At 63.2% G+C, this 19,046-nt stretch carries 18 protein-coding genes; 14 read left to right on the forward strand and 4 right to left on the reverse strand.

From position 1 onward, the window contains the following. The first annotated feature begins 9 nt into the window (after window positions 1-9). The 10 genes from ispH to ACZ46Y_RS02100 all read left to right on the forward strand — a co-directional run bounded on the left by ispH (window position 10) and on the right by ACZ46Y_RS02100 (window position 9,214). A complete protein-coding gene (gene ispH / locus ACZ46Y_RS02055) occupies window positions 10-1,026 on the forward strand; it encodes a 4-hydroxy-3-methylbut-2-enyl diphosphate reductase (protein WP_311955933.1) in 1,017 nt (338 codons plus the stop codon). 75 nt (window positions 1,027-1,101) lie between these two features. Then, a complete protein-coding gene (locus ACZ46Y_RS02060; protein WP_311955941.1) occupies window positions 1,102-1,512 on the forward strand; it encodes a type IV pilin protein in 411 nt (136 codons plus the stop codon). After that, window positions 1,512-1,796, forward strand: a complete 285-nt coding sequence (locus ACZ46Y_RS02065; RefSeq protein ID WP_311955945.1) for a pilus assembly FimT family protein — start codon at window positions 1,512-1,514, stop codon at window positions 1,794-1,796. Before ACZ46Y_RS02060 ends, ACZ46Y_RS02065 begins: the two co-directional genes overlap by 1 nt. A gap of 164 nt (window positions 1,797-1,960) precedes the next feature. Further along, window positions 1,961-2,404: a type IV pilus modification PilV family protein gene (locus ACZ46Y_RS02070; RefSeq protein WP_311955947.1), complete on the forward strand. Its 444-nt coding sequence runs from the start codon at window positions 1,961-1,963 to the stop codon at window positions 2,402-2,404. Next, complete coding sequence (locus ACZ46Y_RS02075; protein ID WP_311955950.1) at window positions 2,401-2,841, forward strand: PilW family protein; 441 nt, start codon at window positions 2,401-2,403, stop codon at window positions 2,839-2,841. The genes ACZ46Y_RS02070 and ACZ46Y_RS02075 overlap by 4 nt, the downstream gene beginning before the upstream one ends. A gap of 63 nt (window positions 2,842-2,904) precedes the next feature. Then, a complete protein-coding gene (locus ACZ46Y_RS02080) occupies window positions 2,905-3,966 on the forward strand; it encodes a PilX N-terminal domain-containing pilus assembly protein (protein ID WP_311955954.1) in 1,062 nt (353 codons plus the stop codon). Between the two features lie 52 nt (window positions 3,967-4,018). After that, window positions 4,019-4,770, forward strand: a protein-coding gene (locus tag ACZ46Y_RS02085) for an IS5 family transposase (protein WP_407650536.1) whose coding sequence is annotated in 2 segments (ribosomal slippage) — window positions 4,019-4,334 and window positions 4,334-4,770 — 753 coding nt in all. Because the reading frame shifts where the segments join, the coding sequence is not laid out codon by codon here. Between the two features lie 241 nt (window positions 4,771-5,011). Further along, the gene (locus tag ACZ46Y_RS02090; RefSeq protein WP_311956460.1) at window positions 5,012-6,034 is read left to right on the forward strand and encodes a tryptophan--tRNA ligase; all 1,023 of its coding nucleotides are present in this window, start codon (window positions 5,012-5,014) and stop codon (window positions 6,032-6,034) included. Window positions 6,035-6,095: 61 nt separating this feature from the next. Next, window positions 6,096-7,319, forward strand: a complete 1,224-nt coding sequence (locus ACZ46Y_RS02095; protein WP_311956459.1) for a YeeE/YedE family protein — start codon at window positions 6,096-6,098, stop codon at window positions 7,317-7,319. Window positions 7,320-7,537: 218 nt separating this feature from the next. Further along, the gene (locus ACZ46Y_RS02100; RefSeq protein WP_311956458.1) at window positions 7,538-9,214 is read left to right on the forward strand and encodes an NAD-dependent malic enzyme; all 1,677 of its coding nucleotides are present in this window, start codon (window positions 7,538-7,540) and stop codon (window positions 9,212-9,214) included. A 115-nt stretch (window positions 9,215-9,329) separates the two neighbouring features. Here ACZ46Y_RS02100 and acnA read toward each other — a convergent pair whose 3' ends face one another. Next, window positions 9,330-12,095, reverse strand: a complete 2,766-nt coding sequence (acnA, locus tag ACZ46Y_RS02105) for an aconitate hydratase AcnA (protein ID WP_311956457.1) — start codon at window positions 12,093-12,095, stop codon at window positions 9,330-9,332. Between the two features lie 353 nt (window positions 12,096-12,448). Here acnA and trxB point away from each other — a divergent pair, with 353 nt between their 5' ends. Continuing rightward, window positions 12,449-13,399 (forward strand): thioredoxin-disulfide reductase, encoded by a 951-nt coding sequence (gene trxB, locus ACZ46Y_RS02110; protein WP_311956456.1) that lies wholly within the window; start codon window positions 12,449-12,451, stop codon window positions 13,397-13,399. Window positions 13,400-13,417: 18 nt separating this feature from the next. On the opposite strand, the gene ACZ46Y_RS02115 is transcribed toward trxB, so the two are convergent. Both ACZ46Y_RS02115 and ACZ46Y_RS02120 read right to left on the reverse strand, forming a co-directional pair. Beyond that, entirely contained in the window at window positions 13,418-13,939 is a 522-nt protein-coding gene (locus ACZ46Y_RS02115; RefSeq protein WP_311956455.1) for a GspH/FimT family protein, read from the reverse strand. A 178-nt stretch (window positions 13,940-14,117) separates the two neighbouring features. Then, a complete protein-coding gene (locus ACZ46Y_RS02120; protein WP_311956454.1) occupies window positions 14,118-14,384 on the reverse strand; it encodes a PP0621 family protein in 267 nt (88 codons plus the stop codon). A gap of 183 nt (window positions 14,385-14,567) precedes the next feature. Here ACZ46Y_RS02120 and ACZ46Y_RS02125 point away from each other — a divergent pair, with 183 nt between their 5' ends. Then, on the forward strand, window positions 14,568-16,202 hold the full coding sequence (locus ACZ46Y_RS02125; protein ID WP_311956453.1) for an NAD+ synthase: 1,635 nt from the start codon (window positions 14,568-14,570) through the stop codon (window positions 16,200-16,202). A 108-nt stretch (window positions 16,203-16,310) separates the two neighbouring features. On the opposite strand, the gene ACZ46Y_RS02130 is transcribed toward ACZ46Y_RS02125, so the two are convergent. Next, on the reverse strand, window positions 16,311-17,114 hold the full coding sequence (locus ACZ46Y_RS02130; protein WP_311956452.1) for an outer membrane protein assembly factor BamD: 804 nt from the start codon (window positions 17,112-17,114) through the stop codon (window positions 16,311-16,313). Window positions 17,115-17,252: 138 nt separating this feature from the next. Between ACZ46Y_RS02130 and rluD the strand changes: the two genes are divergently transcribed. Both rluD and pgeF read left to right on the forward strand, forming a co-directional pair. Then, window positions 17,253-18,212: a 23S rRNA pseudouridine(1911/1915/1917) synthase RluD gene (rluD, locus tag ACZ46Y_RS02135; RefSeq protein WP_311956451.1), complete on the forward strand. Its 960-nt coding sequence runs from the start codon at window positions 17,253-17,255 to the stop codon at window positions 18,210-18,212. A 16-nt stretch (window positions 18,213-18,228) separates the two neighbouring features. Further along, window positions 18,229-19,002 carry a peptidoglycan editing factor PgeF gene (gene pgeF, locus ACZ46Y_RS02140; protein WP_311956450.1) on the forward strand — a complete coding sequence of 258 codons (774 nt, stop codon included), beginning with the start codon at window positions 18,229-18,231 and terminating at the stop codon, window positions 19,000-19,002. The last annotated feature ends 44 nt before the right edge of the window (window positions 19,003-19,046 follow it).

Raw genomic sequence — 19,046 nt, forward strand, 5'->3', positions numbered from 1 at the left:
GGCGAGACCATGCAAACTGATTCCGTGCAGAGTCATCCGGTACAGTCCGGCGCGGCAGAGGCGCAGCCGGTGGCCATCAATCTGGCCAATCCGCGCGGCTTTTGTGCCGGCGTGGATCGGGCCATCGATATCGTCAACCGGGCGCTGGACGTGTTCGGCCCGCCCATCTACGTGCGCCACGAGGTGGTGCACAACCGCTACGTGGTGGAAACCCTGCGCGAGCGCGGCGCGGTGTTCGTCGAGGAGCTCGACGAAGTGCCCGACGACGTCATCGTCATCTTCTCCGCCCACGGCGTTTCCCGTGCCGTGCAGCAGGACGCCGAGCGCCGGGGGCTGAAGGTCTTCGACGCCACCTGCCCGCTGGTGACCAAGGTGCACATGGAAGTGCTGCGCTACGCCAAGCGCGGCCGCGAGTGCGTGCTCATCGGCCACCACGGCCACCCCGAAGTGGAAGGCACCATGGGGCGCTATGACACCACCCACGGCGGGCAGATTTACCTGGTGGAAGACGAAGGCGACGTCGCCAGCCTCGAAGTGAATCACCCCGAAAAGCTGGCTTTCGTCACCCAGACGACGCTCTCCATGGACGATACCGCGAAGGTGATCGACGCCCTGCGCGAGCGCTTTCCCGAGATCCAGGGCCCGCGCAAGAACGACATCTGCTACGCCACCCAGAACCGCCAGGACGCGGTGCGCGAGCTCGCCGCCGAAAGCGGCCTGGTGCTGGTGGTGGGCAGCCCCAACAGCTCCAACTCCAACCGTCTGCGCGAGCTTTCCGAGCGCATGGGCACGCCGGCCTACCTGATCGACAACGCCGAGCAGATCGACGCGGGCTGGCTCGACGGTATCGACCAGATCGGCGTCACCGCCGGCGCCAGCGCCCCGGAAGTGCTGGTCAAGGGCGTTATCGAACGCCTGCGCGAGCTGGGCGCCAGCCTGCCCGAGGAGCTCGCCGGCCGCGAGGAGGACGTCACCTTCTCCATGCCCCGGGAGCTGCGCGAAGAAGAGGTCATTGCCAAAGGCTGACCGCCGGGCAGATGCAATGCGCCGCGGCTTGGGACATACTGACAGCGTATAAGCCGACCGCAGGGAGCCTTTATCGTGCTTTATCGCCTCGCTTTTCCCCGCGCTGGCTGTCCGGATGACGGCCAGCGCGGCTTTACTCTGATCGAAGCGCTGGTGACGCTGGCCCTCGTCGGCATTCTGGCGTCTATCGCCTATCCTTCCTATACGAAATACGTCGAGCGCTCCGTGCTGAGCGATGGCAAGGCGGGGCTGTTTGAGGCTGCCTCCATGATGGAAAGCTGCTATACCAAAAGCTATAGCTACAGCGGCTGTCTTTCGGAAGAAAAGTCCCAAGCAAAACACTACATCATTACCCAGGAAAAGAAATCGGAGGACGGGGGCTATACGCTAACCGCCAAGCTTCAAGGCAGCAGCAATAGCGACGGCTGCGATAAAGACCTGACGCTCAATGCCAAAGGCGAGAAAATACCTAAAGAGTGCTGGTAATGCGGCGAGCGCGCGTCTTTACCCTGATCGAGCTGCTGGTCGCCCTGGCCGTGGCGATACTGCTGATCACGGTGGCGGTGCCCGGCTTTACCGGTCTGCTTGCTCGCCAGCAGATGGCGGGCGACGTAAACCAGGTGACCTCGGCGTTTCAATTCGCCCGCAGCGAAGCGATCAAACGCCGGGCCGAGATGACCGTCGAGTGGCAATCGGACGGTGACGGCTGGCTTATTGATATAAAGGATGCAACAGGCGATAAAGTCCGGCGCGGGCGGCGCGAACGTTAGCTTTGACCCGGCTAAGATGACGGTAACGTATGGCCCCTTGGGCATGGCGGAAGGCGAAGGCTGTCCGTGCGAGCTGAAGATTGAGCCTGCCGGTAGCGGGGCAGGTAAGCCGCGCACTATCGAGATCAACAGTGCTGGTAGGCTAAAAGTAAAGGACGGTGCCGATGCTTAAGCAGGGCGGATTTACGCTAATCGAAGCGCTGGTAGCGCTGGCCATTCTCGCCTTCGGGCTGATGGGCAGCGCCGCCCTGCAGCTCAAAGCCCTGCACAGCGCGACCCGCAGCTACCAGCACTCGGTTGCGACGCTGGCCGCCGTGGACGCCCAGGAACGGCTTTGGGAAGAGCTTGGGAAGGTACTACTGGAAAGTGGCAATGACTGTACCAATCTCGACCTGAGTCAAGTTAAATCCGATTGGAAGGATCATTGGAAACCGCCAAGCACTACTCAATCGCCTCCGCCACTTCATCATGCTGATTTGCAGATTGAACCAGGGAGTGGGATCTGCGTATACGACGTTTCCGTCACGCTGGGTAATGAAGGGGACGACGGCTACGGCAAAGTGGAGTATAAGGTCCGCCTGCCGTCACAATCGGGAGGTGGGGGATGATGCGTGCTTCCCGACAGGCCGGCTTTACCCTGGTGGAGCTGATGGTCGCCCTGCTGATCGGCAGCGTTATCGTGCTGGGCGCCGGTTCGCTGTTTTTGACCACCCTGCAGACCTTCCAGAAGGTAGACGAGCTCAGCCGCAAGCAAGAGGCGGTGATCTTTGCCGCCCATACCCTAAGCGAGCGTATACGAATTGAGAAGGACAATTACGAGCTGACATGCAAGGTCAAAGACAGCCAGTGCAAATGTACGTTGGATAATACCGAAGAAGAGGAGCCAGTGGTAACGTTCCATCGACCATCCGGAAGCGGCTGTGCCGAGAGCGACTTGATTAATAAGCAAGGTTCAAAATTTGTAATTTCGCTGCCGCTAGAGCAGAACGGCGAAAAACTTACTTTTCAGGTAACTCCACGGCAGCCGGTTATTGATGAGCTCTAAAAACAAATTAAGAGTCATGCACAAGGCGATGATAACTAGAAAGCAGCCGCGCGAGGTGACGCGATGAACCAGGGAATACAACGGCAGCGGGGCGCTGCGCTGGTCGTCGTGCTGGCGCTGCTGGCCGGCGCGCTGATTGTGGGCGCTTCCGGTCTGCAAAGCTCGCTGATCGACGAGCGGCTCGCCGGCAACTACCGCGCCTCCGCCCAGGCGCAGATGAACGCCGAGGAAGCGGTAGCCGAAGCGCTTGCCGAAGGTGTTTTCGCTTCAACAAACTGGACGGACCTATCTTTACCAGAATGGTTCAAGAAAGACAGTTGGGGGGATGGCTGGAGAGAAGAAGTAAAAGAAGTAAGTTACGGAAACCTTGAAAAAGAAAAAAGTGGCAATCTGTGCAACGATAAAGATATTCCGGGTTTTCAAACCTGCTTCTACTTCCCCTTGAAGGTGACAGGTGCGCATAATCCCGGCAACTACGTGGTCGCCGTGGGGGCAGTAAAAGATAAAGCGGGAAAGCTGCTGGCAAGCCGAGTTATATTGATTGAAAATAAAAAGCAAGTTCCTGATATCATCCCCGGCGAGATGGGAAAGGTCTTTTCTAATTATATTTTTTGCTCAAATAAAACCTCTAAGGTATATGGAGTTAAAGGTGGTTGTAGCGATGTCCTTCGTAAGAATTACGGGTATTTTTTTAATGACTTGAGTAGTAGAGGGATTAGCTGTGACACTCCGCCGAACGACTTGAAAGGTAAAGTGTATAAGTGTTCAGAAAAAACAATTAAGCATCTTGATATAAAAAATGGGACTGTTATTTTCCCTAAAGGCGTGGAAATAGAGGGGTCCGTTAATCTTTCGGATGTGGTGTTTGCATCAAAAGGCGAGATTAAGTTTTCCTCAGAGGGAAGTGATTCCGTTATTAAAAATTCCTATATTTTAAATAAAAGCAAGATTTATACGTATTTTAAGGGGGATTTGTCCATCGATCACGGCTATTTTTATGCTGGTGAAGAAATAGAAATCAAATATGGAAGCACTTCCGGAGAATTTTGTGGATCAATAATTGCGGAAGGGGAAATTAAGATGGATGACTCAAGAAATTTCGAAGGGTGTGCTAGGGTGTGTTAACAATCATTAGTTTCGTTTAAACTGATTTAGTATTCATAGATTTTGGTGGGCCATGAGTCGGTTGAAGTTACGCGATGATCAGTGGGAGCGAATCGAGCACCTGCTCCCCGGCAAAGCCTCAGACTGTGGGGTAACTGCCAAGGACAATCGCCTGTTCGTGGAAGCCGTGCTCTGGATCGCTCGGACCGGCGCCCCGTGGCGTGATCTTCCCGAATCTTTTGGGCGCTGGCACACCGTCTACATGCGGTATAACCGTTGGTCACGAAAGGGCGTTTGGCAGCGTATTTTTGACACAGTAGCCGACGATCCCGATCTAGAGCAGCTGATGATCGACGGTAGCATCGTCAGGGTGCACCAGCATGGAGCGTCAAAAAAAACACGCAAGACGTCGAAGCCATGGGCAAATCTCGAGGCGGATTGAGCACCAAAATTCATGCCGCAGTCGATGCGTTAGGTAACCCAGTACGATTGGTTCTCACACCGGGCCAGGCGTCGGAGTATGGTGCTGCTCCCGCTCTACTGGAAGGTTTTTCCCCGCAAGCAGTGCTGGGCGACAAGGGGTATGACTCCACTGCTCTGCGGGACATGATTCAGGCCGCAGGTGCCGAGCCGGTGATTCCTCCGAAAAAGAATCGTTTGGCGCGCATTGAAGTAGACTGGCACTGTTACCAAGATCGCAATCTGGTGGAGAGGTTCTTTCAGAAAATCAAGAAGTTCCGGCGGTTATCTACACGCTATGAGCGACTGGCAAGAAACTACCAGTCACTCCTCTGCCTCGTGTCAGCCGCCATATGGCTGGCCTAATTGTTAACGCCCCCTAGGGGGGATAAACTTTACTGGCACTGACCGCCGCCGGGCAGGAGTACCGCAGCGTATGGCAGAGCCGGGACAGGTCGCAAAGGGGTTCTACGCCAAGGATGGCGTAGGTAGCGTCCAGGGATGGATTTACAGCGCCCCGTGCAGACCTGTCCCCGGCTCGGCTCAAGGTTTACGGTTAACTGTGTGATAATAGCCGCCTGACTTCGTTGACAATAAGTGCGTAACCATGACCGATTCACCGAAAACCCGCGTGCTGACCGGCATCACCACCACCGGCACGCCGCACCTGGGCAACTACGTGGGCGCCATCAAGCCCGCCATCGAGGCAAGCCAGGACCCCAGCGTGCAGTCGTTCTACTTCCTCGCCGACTACCATGCCCTGATCAAGTGTCAGGACCCCAGGCGCGTGCAGCAGTCGCGGCTGGAAATCGCCGCCACCTGGCTGGCGCTGGGGCTGGATACCGACAACGCCATTTTTTACCGCCAGTCCGACATTCGCGAAATCCCCGAGCTCACCTGGATGCTCTCCTGCGTCTCGGCCAAGGGCCTGATGAACCGCGCCCACGCCTACAAGGCGGCGGTGGCCGAGAACCAGGAGGCCGGCAGCCAGGACGCCGACAAGGGCATCACCATGGGGCTTTTCGGCTACCCGGTGCTGATGGCGGCGGATATCCTGATGTTCAACGCCAACCGCGTGCCGGTGGGCCGCGACCAGATCCAGCACATCGAGATGGCCCGGGACATCGCCGGGCGCTTCAACCACCTCTACAAGGGCGAGTACTTCACCCTGCCCGAAGCGGCGGTGGACGAAAGCGTCGAGGTGCTGGGCGGGCTCGACGGGCGCAAGATGTCCAAAAGCTACAACAACACCATTCCGCTGTTCGTCTCCGAGAAAAAGCTGCAGAAGCTGGTGCGCAAGATCAAGACCAACTCGCTTGAGCCCGGCGAGCCCAAGGACCCGGAGAGCTGCACGCTGTTCCAGATCTACGCGGCCTTTGCCACGGCGGAGGAGACCGCCGCCATGCGCGAACGCTACGCCGAGGGCATCGGCTGGGGCGACGCCAAGAACGCGGTGTTCGAGCACCTCAACGCCCACTTAAGCGGCCCCCGGGAGCGCTATAATGCCCTGATGGAAGATCCCGGCCATATTGAGGCAGTGCTTGAGAAGGGCGCCGAGCGCGCCCGAGAAGAGGCCGCCGTGACCATGGACAAGCTGCGCCACGCCGCGGGGCTTGGCCGCTTTATCTGACGCTTGCTCGATTCATCACTGCTCCATCCACAATGGTGCAGTCAACAACGGGACGAATGCGATGAGTGACGCTTCTGTAGGCGAGCCCCGTCCGCCGGTGGCGCGCTACCGCATCGCCGGGCTGGCAACGGCCGCGGTGGTGCTGGGCAGCGTGCTGCTCGGCGCGCTGTTTGCTGCCAACGTCGGCCTTTTGCTGATTGTCGGCGGGCTCTTTGGCGCGGTGCTATACCACGCCGCTTTTGGCTTTACCTCGGCCTGGCGGGTGCTGATTACCCGGCGCCGGGGCCGCGGGCTGCGCGCGCAAATGCTGATGCTGGCCGTGGCCGTGGTGCTGTTCTTCCCTGCGCTGGGGGCGGGTAGCCTGAACGGCGTCGCGGTGGAGGGCTTTGTCGCCCCGCTGGGCATCTCGGTGCTGGTGGGCGCTTTCCTGTTCGGCCTGGGGATGCAGCTGGGCGGCGGCTGCGCGTCGGGCACGCTGTTTACCGCCGGCGGCGGCAACGCCCGCATGCTGATCACGCTTGTATTTTTTATCGTCGGCTCGGTGATCGGCACCGCGCATTTCCGCTTCTGGACGGAGCTTCCGGCGCTGCCGCCGGTGTCGCTTGTCGACGTTGGCGGCGCCTACGGCGGCATGGCGATAAGCCTTTTGCTGTTCGCCGCCATTGCTGCGGCCACGGTGGTGCTGGAAAAGCGCCGCTACGGCGAGCTGGAGCGCACTGCCCCGGCGCCGCGGCGTGGCCTTGAGCGGCTGCTGGCCGGCCCCTGGCCGCTGCTGGCGGGGGCGGTTGGGCTGGCGCTTTTGAACTTTGCCACCCTGGCCCTTGCCGGGCGGCCCTGGGGCATTACCGCGGCGTTTGCGCTGTGGGGGGCCAAGGGCTTCTCGCTGCTCGGCGGCGACGTTACCCAGTGGGGCTACTGGCAGTCGCCGGGCAACGCCGCCGCCCTCGAGGCAAGCGTCTGGGGCGACATTACCACGGTGATGAACGTCGGCATCATGCTCGGCGCGCTGGCGGCGGCAAGCCTTGCCGGGCGCTTTGCGCCGAACTTTCGCATTCCGCTGCGTTCGGTCGTGGCGGCGGTGATCGGCGGCCTGCTGCTGGGCTACGGCGCGCGGCTGGCGTTTGGCTGCAACATTGGCGCCTATTTCAGCGGCATTGCTTCGGGCAGCCTGCACGGCTGGCTGTGGCTGGTGGCCGCCTTTGCCGGCAATATGCTGGGGGTCAAACTGCGCCCGTTGTTCTTCACCGGCGAGGCGGCGCGGCGGCCCGTGGCCAAAACGTCCTAGCCTGTCACCAATACGCTATGCCAACTGAGGATGACCCCGGTTTTTGCGTCGCCGGCGTGTTACATTAAGCGAGACTGTTTTCAAAAACGTTTTCCACAATCGGTTTTCACAGCCGGTATTCAAGACTGGTGGGCCGCTCCGGCCAAGGGCGTCGTAATGCGCCCTGGCCGCCACTGCCGGCCGCAACGGTTAGTCGATTCATCTGGTAGAGAGTAGCCATGACCATGAGCAAGCGCCCATTATATATCTCCTACGCCGGTCCGTCCCTGCTGGAAATGCCGCTGCTGAACAAGGGCAGTGCGTTTTCCGGGGAAGAGCGCGTGGCCTTTAACCTCATCGGACTTTTGCCCCAGGACCGGGAGACCATCGAGGATCAGGTGGAGCGCGCCTATCGCCAGTACCAGCAGTGCAACAGCGACCTGGAGCGCCACATCTACCTGCGCGCCATTCAGGACGACAACGAGACGCTGTACTTCCGCCTGGTGACGGAACACCTGGAAGAAATGCTGCCGATCATCTACACCCCGACGGTGGGCAAGGCGTGCCAGGAGTTTTCCAACATCTACCGCAACCACCGGGGGCTTTTCATCAACTACCCCGACCGCGAGTACATGGACGACATCCTGCGCAGCGCGACCAAGGAAAAGATCAAGGTCATTGTGGTGACCGACGGCGAGCGCATCCTGGGGCTTGGCGACCAGGGCATCGGCGGCATGGGCATTCCCATCGGCAAGCTCGCCCTCTATACCGCCTGCGGCGGCATCAGCCCGGCCTATACGATGCCGATCACGATCGACGTGGGCACCAACAACCAGGCACTGCTCGACGACCCCATGTACATGGGCTGGCGCCACAAGCGCGTGAGCCAGGAAGAGTACGACGCCTTCATGGACGAATTCATCGCCGGGGTGAAGCGTCGCTGGCCCGACGCGCTGGTCCAGTTCGAGGACTTTGCCCAGGCCAACGCCGTGCCGCTGTTGGAGCGCTACCGCGACGAGCTGTGCTGCTTCAACGACGACGTTCAGGGCACCGCTTCTGTGGTAGTCGGCACGCTGATGGCCGCCTGCCAGGCGCGCCAGGAGACGCTTGCCGACCAGCGCGTGGTGTTTGTCGGCGGCGGCTCCGCCGGCTGCGGCATCGCCGAGCAGGTGATCGTCGCCATGCAGACCCAGGGGATGAGCGAAGAAAAGGCCCGGGAGCGGGTTTACATGGTCGACCGCGACGGGCTGATGACCACCGACCAGGACTGGCATCGGGACTTCCAGCGCCGGCTGGCTCATGACCCTTCGGTGGCCGCCGAATGGCAGGGTCAGGGGCTCGACGAGACCGTCGCCCAGGTCAAGCCGACCGTGCTGATCGGCGTGTGCGGGCAGAAGGGCATCTTCACCGAGCGCGTGGTTCGCACCATGCATGAGCACTGCGAGAACCCGGTGATTTTCCCGCTGTCCAACCCCACCTCCCAGGCGGAGGCGGTGCCCGAAGATATCCTTGAGTGGACCAACGGCGCTGCCCTGGTCGCTACCGGAAGCCCCTTTGAACCGATCGTGCACAACGGCCGCAGCATTCCCATCGCCCAGTGCAACAACGCCTATATTTTCCCCGGCATCGGCCTTGGCGTGGTCTCGGCCAACGCCTCCAAGGTCACCGACGAGATGCTCATGAGCGCATCCAGAGCGCTTGCCCGGGAAGCGCCGCTGGTCAAGGAGGGCAAAGGGGCACTTTTGCCGCCGCTGTCGCGCATCCGCGAGATCAGCATGGCCATTGCCTTCGAGGTGGCCGCCCAGGCCCAGCACGACGGCGTGGCGCTGAAAACCGACGGCAACCGGCTGCGCGAGGCCATTCAGCACAACTGCTGGGAGCCCGAGTATCGCACCTACCGCCGTAGCGCCGTATAAGCGCTCGGCGCTTTGAGGCGGCGCGCCAGTCTGCGATGAAGCAAAAAAAAGCCCCCGCCAGCCAAGCTAACGGGGGCTTTTGCATGACGGCATTCAAGCCGTGGCAGCGATACGCTTACGCCGCGCCGATCATCTTGCGCAGCACGTAGTGCAGGATGCCGCCGTGGCGGTAGTACGCAAGCTCGTTGTCGGTGTCGATGCGGCATTTGGCGTCGAGCTTGTGCTCTTTGCCGTCGGCGGTCTTGATGGTGACCTTGACGTTGCCGCCCGGGGTCAGGTCGGAGAGCCCCTCGATGGAGACCTCTTCGTCGCCGGTCAGGCCCAGCGCCTTGCGGTCCTGCCCCTCGGGGAACTGCAGCGGTACCACGCCCATGCCGATCAGGTTGGAGCGGTGGATACGCTCGTAGGACTCGGCGAGTACGGCGCGCACGCCCAGCAGGCGCGTGCCCTTGGCCGCCCAGTCCCGGGAGGAGCCGGTGCCGTATTCCTTGCCGGCGATGACCACCAGTGGGGTATCCTCCTCCTGGTACTTCATGGCGGCGTCGTAAATCGCCATCTGCTCGCCGCTGGGCACGTGGCGAGTTTGGCCGCCAACCACGCCGTCGAGCATTTCGTTTTGAATACGCACGTTGGCGAAGGTGCCGCGCATCATCACTTCGTGGTTGCCGCGCCGGGAGCCGTAGGAGTTGAAGTCCACCGGCTTGATGCCGTAATCCTGCAGGTAGCGCCCTGCCGGGCTGTCGGGCTTGATGGCACCGGCCGGCGAGATGTGGTCGGTGGTGACCGAATCGCCGAGCATCGCCAGCACCCGAGCGTTTTTCACGTCTTCGACGGTGTCGGGCTCGCGCTTCATGCCGTCAAAGAAGGGCGGGTGCTGAATGTAGGTGGAATCGGGCCATTCGTAGACCTGGCTTTGGGGCACGTCGATGGCCTTCCAGGTCTCGTCGCCTTCGAACACCGCCGAGTATTCCTTGTGGAACATTTCGGTGTTGACCTGCTCTACGGCCTTGGCGATCTCGGCCTGGGACGGCCAGATGTCCTTGAGGTAGACCGGGTTGCCGTCGCTGTCCTGGCCCAGCGGCTCTGTGCTGAGGTCGACCTGCACGTTGCCAGCCAGCGCGTATGCCACCACCAGGGGCGGCGAGGCCAGCCAGTTGGTCTTGATCTGGGGATGGATGCGGCCTTCGAAGTTGCGGTTGCCCGAGAGCACCGAAGCGACGGTCAGATCGCCGTCGTCGACGGCCTTCTCGATTGCGTCGGGCAGCGGGCCGGAGTTACCGATACAGGTGGTGCAGCCGTAGCCCACCAGGTGGAAGCCCAGGGCGTCCAGGTCGTCGTTGAGTCCGGCGGCGGCGAGGTAGTCGGTGACCACTTTGGAACCGGGGGCCAGCGAGGTCTTCACCCAGGGCTGGGTTGCCAGGCCCTTTTCCCGGGCGTTGCGCGCCAGAAGCCCGGCGGCCATCATCACGCTGGGGTTGGAGGTGTTGGTGCACGAGGTGATCGCGGCGATGACCACGGCACCCGGGTTGAGCTTGAACTCCTGGCCGCGGTAGTTCACCGGCTGGCTTTCGGGCTCCTCGTAGCTGCGCTCGACGCCCACGGCGGTTTGTCCGCCTTCGGAAAACAGGCGACCTTTCTCTTCGGACGCGGTGCGTTTGACCCCGGGCGTGGTCTCCTTGGTTTTCTTCTCGTCTTCGAGGATCCGCTCGAAGGTTTTCTTCATGTCGCCCAGTGCCACCCGGTCCTGGGGGCGCTTGGGGCCGGCCAGGCTGGCTTCTACGTCGCCCATGTCCAGCGCCAGGGTGTCGCTGAAGACCGGCTCGGCGCCGGGCTCGCGCCACAGGCCCTGGGCCTTGCTGTAGGCTTCGACCAGCTCAATCTGCTCGTCGTCGCGGCCGGTCAGGCGCAGGTAGCGCAGGGTTTCTTCGTCCACCGGGAAGAAGCCGCAGGTGGCGCCGAATTCCGGCGACATGTTGGCAATGGTGGCGCGGTCGGCCAGGGGCAGGTCTTTCAGGCCGTCGCCGTAGAACTCGACGAACTTGCCCACCACGCCCTTGTCGCGCAGCATCTGGGTCACGGTCAGCACCAGGTCCGTGGCGGTGATGCCTTCGCGCAGCTTGCCGTCGAGCTTGAAGCCGACGACTTCGGGAATCAGCATGGACACCGGCTGGCCGAGCATCGCGGCTTCGGCTTCGATGCCGCCCACGCCCCAGCCAAGAATGCCCAGGCCGTTGATCATGGTGGTGTGGGAGTCGGTACCCACCAGAGTGTCGGGGAAGGCGTAGGTTTTGCCGTCGACTTCCTTGGACCAGACGGTCTTGCCCAGGTACTCAAGGTTGACCTGGTGGCAGATACCGGTGCCCGGCGGCACCACGCGGAAATTGTCAAAGGCGTGCTGGCCCCAGCGCAGAAACTCGTAGCGCTCGCGGTTGCGCTGCATCTCGATTTCCACGTTGTTGGTAAAGGCCTGGGCATTGCCGAATTCGTCCACCATCACCGAGTGGTCGATGACCAGATCCACCGGCGATAGCGGATTGATACGTGCCGGGTCGTCGCCGAGCGCCTGCACCGCGTTGCGCATGGAGGCCAGGTCAACCACGCCGGGCACGCCGGTGAAGTCCTGCATCAGCACCCGGGCAGGACGATAGCCGATCTCGCGGCTGGACTTGCCCTCTTTCTGCCAGTCGACCAGCGCCTGGAGGTCGGCGGCTTCGACGCTTTCGTCGTCGGCGAAGCGCAGCTGGTTTTCGAGTAGAATCTTGAGCGTCTTGGGCAGACGGTCGATGTTGCCCAGCGCCTCAGCTGCCTTGGGAAGGCTGTAGTAATGATACGTCTGGCTGCCGACATCGAGTGTCTGGCGCGTATCGGGTATCTGGCTCATGCCTTTCTCCTCTGCTGACTAGACCACGGATGGCCTGGCGCGACAGGCGCTCGCGTTGCCCGTTACGCTATGGGGCTGGCACGGGCACGGCGTCCGGCGCGGCGGCCGTTGTTCTTCTTTAGCGGCTTTCCTTTAATATGGCTCATCCTAGCCATAGTAGATGGGTGCTGGCGAGGGCGGTTTCAAGGATCTACGCCCAATGGCTAAGGTCCAACCGGCCTCGGCCTTGCGTATCTGCGGCGCCGGGCGCACCCTGCACGGGCCCGGCGCGCAGCGCCCGGGCCGGCTCACGAGCCCGGTTGGCTCATGGCCCTGTTGGACTCATTACCCTGTTGACGAAGAAAGGTGTTTTCATGGAAACGCGGCACGAACGTTTGATCATTCTCGGCTCCGGCCCGGCCGGTTATACGGCGGCGGTGTACGCGGCGCGTGCCAACTTGAAGCCGCTGTTGATTACCGGCATGCAGGCCGGCGGGCAGCTGACCACGACCACCGACGTGGATAACTGGCCGGGCGATGCCGAGGGCGTGCAGGGCCCGGCGCTGATGGAGCGCATGAAGGCCCACGCCGAGCGTTTTGATACCGAGGTGCTGTTCGATCACATCAATGAGGTAAGCCTGGGCGAGCGGCCCTTCACCCTGACCGGTGACAACGGCGTTTACACCTGCGATGCGCTGATCATCGCCACCGGCGCCAGCGCCCGCTACCTGGGCCTGCCCTCCGAGCAACAGTTCATGGGCCAGGGGGTCTCGGCCTGTGCTACCTGCGACGGGTTTTTCTACCGCAACAAGGAAGTCATCGTGGTGGGCGGCGGCAATACCGCCGTGGAAGAAGCGCTGTACCTGACCAACATTGCCTCGAAAGTCACCCTGGTACACCGTCGCGACTCGCTGCGGGCGGAGAAAATCCTCCAGGACAAGCTGTTTGAGAAAGCTGAAGAAGGCAAGGTGGTGCTGGAGTGGAACTACACCCTGGACGAGGTGTTGGGCGACAACACCGGCGTTACCGGCGCGCGGCTCAAATCCACCCGGGACGACAGCGCCAAGGAGCTGGACGTCCCGGGCGTGTTCATCGCCATTGGCCATAGCCCCAACACCGACATGTTCCAAGGCCAGCTGAAGATGAACGGCGGCTACATCGAGGTGACCTCGGGGCTTAACGGCAACGCCACCGCGACCAGCGTGCCCGGGGTGTTCGCCTCGGGCGACGTCATGGACCACGTCTACCGCCAGGCCATCACCTCCGCGGGCAGCGGCTGCATGGCGGCACTCGACGCCGAGCGCTACCTGGACGGCCTGGCTTAAGGCGCCGCTTGGGCCCGGCTAGGAGGCAGCGCAGACGCCGGGGGTGTGACTCACGCTGGTGCGCCCGAGCTGGCTGAGTACCAGGGTGTTGTGGCCGCCGGAAGCTACATTGCCCGCGGGGCACAGGGTAAAGGTGCCGTTGTGCCCGCTGCTGTGGCCCAGCGGGCTGAAGCGCACGCGCCGCCAGCCGCGGTTGTAGGTAATCCGGGCTTCCACCTTGGGAAACACGCGCACAATGCGCTCCGCCGGCAGCGGCGCGCGGGTGTCGCCGGTGACGACCAGCAGGGTGCGGCCCCAGTCAAGACCGCAGGCGTTGCGGCTGCCGGCCCGGGGGCAGACAAACACGCGCTCGCTGCGGGTGATGGCCGTATGCCGGGCCAGCGCCAGCGCGCTCTGCAGCTGGCCTAGCGCCGCCCGCTGGGCGCTGCGCTCTGCCAGGCCGCGCATTTGCGGATAGCCCACGCTTGCCAGCAGCACGACCAGTGCCAGCACTACCAGCAGCTCGAGTAGCATCGTCCCCCGCTGAGCGCTCGCTGCCATGGCGCACCTCCCCGTTTGCCGTGGCCCGAATCTCGGGCCATGGGGTCATGCTAGGAGCGCAAGGTCGGGCGGGCGTAAGACAAAGCGGATAAGGGCGGTAGGACATCGCCCGGCGCCGGCGGGCGGCTGAGGCAGGCTGTGGAGGGCACAAGACTCAAGGCACAGGCGCAGCGGGCGTTCAGGGCGAGGGCTTGTCCTGCTCGGCGAGGAAGCGATCGCGGTGGGCGGGGCAGCAGAACCATTCGGCGCGTTCGCGCAGGGCTTCGTTTTCCGGCACGTGGACGTCGCACCAGCGGCAGCGCACCATCTTCCCGCCTTCGTGGCGGTTTTCGCGCTCAAGGCGCGCCTCGCGTTCGAGTTTCCATTCGCGGTAGATGCCGTAAAGCTTCAGGCCGGCGAAAAATATGACGCCAAAAAGAATCAGCCGAATGATCAAGAGGTTCATCCTTAGTGTCTCCCGAGAGTCGTGCGCGCCTGGCCTTTGCCAGCCGGCAGTGCTTGCGGGACAATGCCACAAGACGCCGTGTAAAAACAGCGGTGAACGCCTGAGCCGGTGCCGCCGTTGGCGCTGCTTGCGCTCGGCCTTCCGGTTCTCCCGACTTCAGATTTTCAAGAGATTTCAACGCCCATGCAAGATTTGACGCTGGTGATGGCGCAGTTCGACCCCCTGGTGGGAGACATTCCGGGTAACGCCGCCCGGGCCGTTGAAGCCGTGCGCGAGGCGCGCATCGAGCATGGGGCGGATATCGTGGTCTTCCCGGAGCTGTTTCTGTCCGGCTATCCGCCCGAGGACCTGCTGCTTCGCCCCTCCATGGAGGCGCGCCTGCGCGAGGCTCGGGCCGTCATGGCGGAAAAGGTCTCCCCGGATGTGATGGTGATCATCGGCTACCCCGGCGTGCGCGAAGGCAAGCGCTATAACCTCGCCGGCGTGCTGTACAACGGCCAGTGGGAGGCCGAGTACGCCAAGCAGGTGCTGCCCAACTATCAGGTGTTCGACGAGCAGCGCTATTTCACGCCTGGCGAGAAGCCTCTGGTTCACGAGCACCGGGGCGTGTCGCTTGGCCTTTTAATCTGCGAGGACCTGTGGGACGAGGCGCCGCTGGAGGCCGTGCGCGACGCCGGCGCCGACGTGATCGTGACGCTGAACGCCTCGCCCTACCACCAGCAAAAGCCCGCCGAGCGCCTGCGCCTGATGGAAGCCCGCGCGGCCCAGGCGCAGTGCCCGCTGGTGTACGTCAACGCCATTGGCGGCCAGGACGAGCTGGTGTTCGACGGCGGCTCCTGCTGTTTGGACGGCGAAGGCGAGCTTGCCGTGCTGGCGCCTTACTGGCAGCCGGGGCTGATGCCGGTGGCGCTGCGCCAGCAAAGCGCCAGCGCCTGGACGGTGATGTCCGGCGAGGTCGAGCCCGACGTCGAGCCCGAAGAGAGCCTTTACTGCGCGCTGGTGACCGGCCTGCGTGACTACGTCAACAAGAGCGGGTTTGACGGCGTGGTGCTGGGGCTTTCCGGCGGCATCGATTCGGCGCTGTCACTGGCCATCGCCGTGGATGCGCTGGGCCCGCAGCGGGTGCAGGCGGTGATGATGCCCTACCACTACACCGCCGATATCTCCCGGGAGGACGCCGCCCGGCAGGCCGATATGCTCGGCGTGCACTACGACGTCATGCCCATCGAGCCTATGGTGGAATCCTTCATGACCTCGCTTGCCGGGGTGTTTGAGGGCACCGAGCGCGATACCACCGAAGAAAACCTGCAGGCGCGCTGCCGCGGCGTGCTGCTCATGGCGATTTCCAACAAGAAGGGCCTGATGGTGCTGGCAAGCGGCAACAAGAGCGAAATCGCCGTGGGCTACACCACGCTTTACGGCGACATGGTGGGCGGCTACAACGCCATCAAGGACGTCTACAAGACCTGGGTTTACCGCCTGGCGCGCTGGCGCAACACCGAGTCGCCGGCGATCCCCGAGCGGGTCATCGAGCGTCCGCCGTCGGCGGAGCTGGCGCCGGACCAGCAGGACAGCGACTCGCTGCCCGGCTACGACGTGCTCGACGCTATTCTTGAGCGCTACATCGAAGGCGACATGAGCGCCGAGGCGATTATCGCTCTGGGCTTTGAGCGCGACGACGTCTATCAGGTGGTCAAGCTGGTGGACCGCTGCGAATACAAGCGCCGCCAGGCGCCGGTGGGCGTGCGCGTGACGCCCCGGGGCTTTGGCCGCGACCGGCGCTACCCCTTGGTCAACGGCTGGCAGCCCGGCGACTAGATCCGGCGGGGCAAGTATTCCGCCAGGAAGTGGGAGCGGACTTCAGTCCGCGAAGAGGCTGCCTTGACACAGCGTTCGCGCAATAAGTTGTGCTCCCACGATAAGTTATCAATGCTTGGGCTTGAACGCGCCGTTTTTCAGCTGCTTGTGGTCCGGGGCGTTGTCCTTGAGTACCTTGAGCACCTCCCGGGCGCGATCGTCCATGCCCAGCCCCTGGTAGCCTTCCACCATGGTGGCCAGGGCGTCGGCGCCGGCGCTGGACTCGGGATAGTTTTCCAGCACCCAGCGGCCGCGCTTCACCGCCGCGACAAAGGCGCCCCGGCGCAGATAGTAGTCGGCGACGTGCAGCTCGTGGCGGGCCAGCAGGTCGCGCAGGTAGACCACGCGCTGGCGGGCGTCCGGGGCGTAGTCGCTTTGCGGATAGCGGGTAAGCAGGTCGCGAAAGTCGTTGTAGGCGTCCCGGGTGGCGCCGAGGTCGCGCTTGGAAATATCGACCACGCGCATCCGCTCGAGGCTGAAGCGCCCGGCCTGCCAGGCCGCCAGGCCGCGCAGGTAGTAGGCGTAGTCGGCCTGGGGGTGGTCAGGGTGCAGGCGCACGAAGCGGCTCGCCGCGGCGCGGGCTTCTTCCCACTTGCTGTTTTCGTAGTAGGCGTAGATCAGCTCCAGCTGGGCCTGCTCGGCGTGTTTGCCAAACGGATAGCGCGAATCCAGCGCTTCCAGCCGCTCGATGGCGGTGGTGTAGAGGCTGCGGTCGAGCGCGTCCCGGGCAAGCTCGTAGAGTTCGCGTTCACCGGTGTTGGCGTATTTCCCCTCGTCAACGGAAGAGTCGGTAGCGTTACTGGCACAGCCGGCGAGTAGCGTAAGGCTGAGCGCGACGGCGCCAAGCCGGGTCGCTGCGGAAAAAGCGCGCATGAAGTTCCTCGTGACAATCAAGCCGTGATCACCGAAATGCGGCGATGGCCGTGGTAGAATGGACGCAGTTGATACACTATAAAACACCTCGAGGCAAAACGCAGGCATCGCCGGCGTGCTCGGGGGCAAGGAATTCTTATGACCCGCACCGTTGACGCCACCGCGCGCGTGCCGACCGGCCTTGCCGGTGCCCGCTTGGACCAGGCGGCGGCCGAGCTGTTCAGCGACTATTCGCGCGAGCGCTTGAAAGCCTGGATCAACCGCGGCGAGCTGACCGTGGACGGCGCCCGGGCCAAGCCCAAAGCCAAGCTCATCGGCGATGAAACCCTGACGCTTAGCGCCACTCTGGAAGAGGAGCAGCGCTTCGTCGCCCAGGACATCCCCCTTGACGTGGTGTTTGAAGACGACCACCTGCTGATCGTCAACAAGCCCGCGGGCATGGTGGTCCATCCCGCCGCCGGCAACCCCGACGGCACGCTGTTAAACGCGCTTTTGCACCATCATTCGCCCGTGGCCGAAGTGCCCCGGGCGGGCATCGTCCACCGCCTGGACAAGGACACCTCGGGGCTTTTGATGGTGGCCAAGACGCTGGCCGCGCAAACGTCGCTGGTCGAGCAGCTCCAGGCGCGCACGGTCTCCCGCCAGTACGACGCCGTGGCGATCGGCACGCCGGTCGCCGGGGGCACCGTGGACGCGCCCATCGGTCGCCACCCCAAGGACCGCAAACGTCAGGCGGTGAACGCCTCGGGCAAGCCGGCGGTGACGCACTTTCGCGTGGTCGAGCGCTTTCGCGCCCACACCCACGTGCGCTGTACCCTGGAAACCGGGCGCACCCACCAGATACGGGTGCATATGGCCCACGCCCGCTACCCGCTGATCGGCGATGCGCTGTACGGCGGCCGGCCCAAGCTGCCGCCGGGGGCGTCGGATACGCTCAAGGAGATCCTGCGCGAGTTCCCCCGCCAGGCGCTGCACGCCCGCCGGCTGGGCTTTGTGCACCCCGAAAGCGGCCAGGAGGTGACCTTCCGCGCACCGCTGCCGGATGACCTGCTGATGCTGCTCGACTACCTGCGCGAAGACCACGAGACGATGCGATGAGCCGGGAGGGCACGAGATGAGCGACGCGCCGGATTTGACGCCAACCCTGATTACCCCCGACTGGCCGGCGCCGGCCAACGTGCACGCCTTTGCCACCACCCGGGAGACCGGCCCCAGCCAGGGCGCCTTTGCCGCCTTCAACGTCGCCACTCACGTCGGCGATAACGCCGACCACGTGGCCCTGTGCCGGCGCCTTTTGGCCAGGGAAACCGGCGACGAACGGCCGTTTCTGTGGCTCAACCAGACCCACGGCGCCCGGGTGCAGCAGCACTACCCGCGGCGCACCGCCCTGCAAAGCGAGATCCCCGAGGCCGACGCCGCCGTGGCCGACAGCGCCGACTACGCCTGCGTGGTGCTCACCGCCGACTGCCTGCCGGTGTTTTTCTGCAACCGCGCCGGCACCCGGGTGGCCGTGGCTCACGCCGGCTGGCGCGGGCTTGCCGGCGGCGTGCTCGAGGCAACGGTCGCCGCGCTCAATACCCGGGCGGAGGACGTTATCGTCTGGCTGGGACCGGCCATTTCCAACGCCCAGTTCGAGGTCGGCCCCGAGGTATTCGAGGCCTTCGTCGCCGTCCACCCCGAGGCCGAAGACGCCTTCGACCTGAGCCCCTACCGGCTGGGCCATTACATGGCCGACCTTTACCGGCTGGCCCGGCTGCGCCTTGAGCGGCTGGGCATCGACGAAGTCAGCGGCGGGCATTTTTGCACCGCCAGCGAATCGCGTTTTTACTCCTACCGCCGGGACAACGGCCAGACCGGACGCATGGCCAGCGTCATCTGGCTAAGCTAGCGCCGTCCTCTTGAAACGCCCGCCCACAGCCGCCATCTAGTCAA

Source organism: Halomonas garicola, from assembly GCF_055382465.1.

Bases quoted from the DNA above. Each gene is read 5' to 3' on its own strand.
- ACZ46Y_RS02095 (WP_311956459.1), top strand. From the start codon at position 6,096: ATGAGTGACGCTTCTGTAGGCGAGCCCCGTCCGCCGGTGGCGCGCTAC.
- rluD (WP_311956451.1), top strand. From the start codon at position 17,253: ATGACCCGCACCGTTGACGCCACCGCGCGCGTGCCGACCGGCCTTGCC.
- ACZ46Y_RS02130 (WP_311956452.1), bottom strand. From the start codon at position 17,114: ATGCGCGCTTTTTCCGCAGCGACCCGGCTTGGCGCCGTCGCGCTCAGC.
- ACZ46Y_RS02115 (WP_311956455.1), bottom strand. From the start codon at position 13,939: ATGGCAGCGAGCGCTCAGCGGGGGACGATGCTACTCGAGCTGCTGGTA.
- ACZ46Y_RS02090 (WP_311956460.1), top strand. From the start codon at position 5,012: ATGACCGATTCACCGAAAACCCGCGTGCTGACCGGCATCACCACCACC.
- ACZ46Y_RS02100 (WP_311956458.1), top strand. From the start codon at position 7,538: ATGACCATGAGCAAGCGCCCATTATATATCTCCTACGCCGGTCCGTCC.
- trxB (WP_311956456.1), top strand. From the start codon at position 12,449: ATGGAAACGCGGCACGAACGTTTGATCATTCTCGGCTCCGGCCCGGCC.
- ACZ46Y_RS02065 (WP_311955945.1), top strand. From the start codon at position 1,512: ATGCGGCGAGCGCGCGTCTTTACCCTGATCGAGCTGCTGGTCGCCCTG.
- ACZ46Y_RS02125 (WP_311956453.1), top strand. From the start codon at position 14,568: ATGCAAGATTTGACGCTGGTGATGGCGCAGTTCGACCCCCTGGTGGGA.
- ACZ46Y_RS02075 (WP_311955950.1), top strand. From the start codon at position 2,401: ATGATGCGTGCTTCCCGACAGGCCGGCTTTACCCTGGTGGAGCTGATG.
- ispH (WP_311955933.1), top strand. From the start codon at position 10: ATGCAAACTGATTCCGTGCAGAGTCATCCGGTACAGTCCGGCGCGGCA.
- acnA (WP_311956457.1), bottom strand. From the start codon at position 12,095: ATGAGCCAGATACCCGATACGCGCCAGACACTCGATGTCGGCAGCCAG.
- pgeF (WP_311956450.1), top strand. From the start codon at position 18,229: ATGAGCGACGCGCCGGATTTGACGCCAACCCTGATTACCCCCGACTGG.
- ACZ46Y_RS02120 (WP_311956454.1), bottom strand. From the start codon at position 14,384: ATGAACCTCTTGATCATTCGGCTGATTCTTTTTGGCGTCATATTTTTC.
- ACZ46Y_RS02080 (WP_311955954.1), top strand. From the start codon at position 2,905: ATGAACCAGGGAATACAACGGCAGCGGGGCGCTGCGCTGGTCGTCGTG.
- ACZ46Y_RS02070 (WP_311955947.1), top strand. From the start codon at position 1,961: ATGCTTAAGCAGGGCGGATTTACGCTAATCGAAGCGCTGGTAGCGCTG.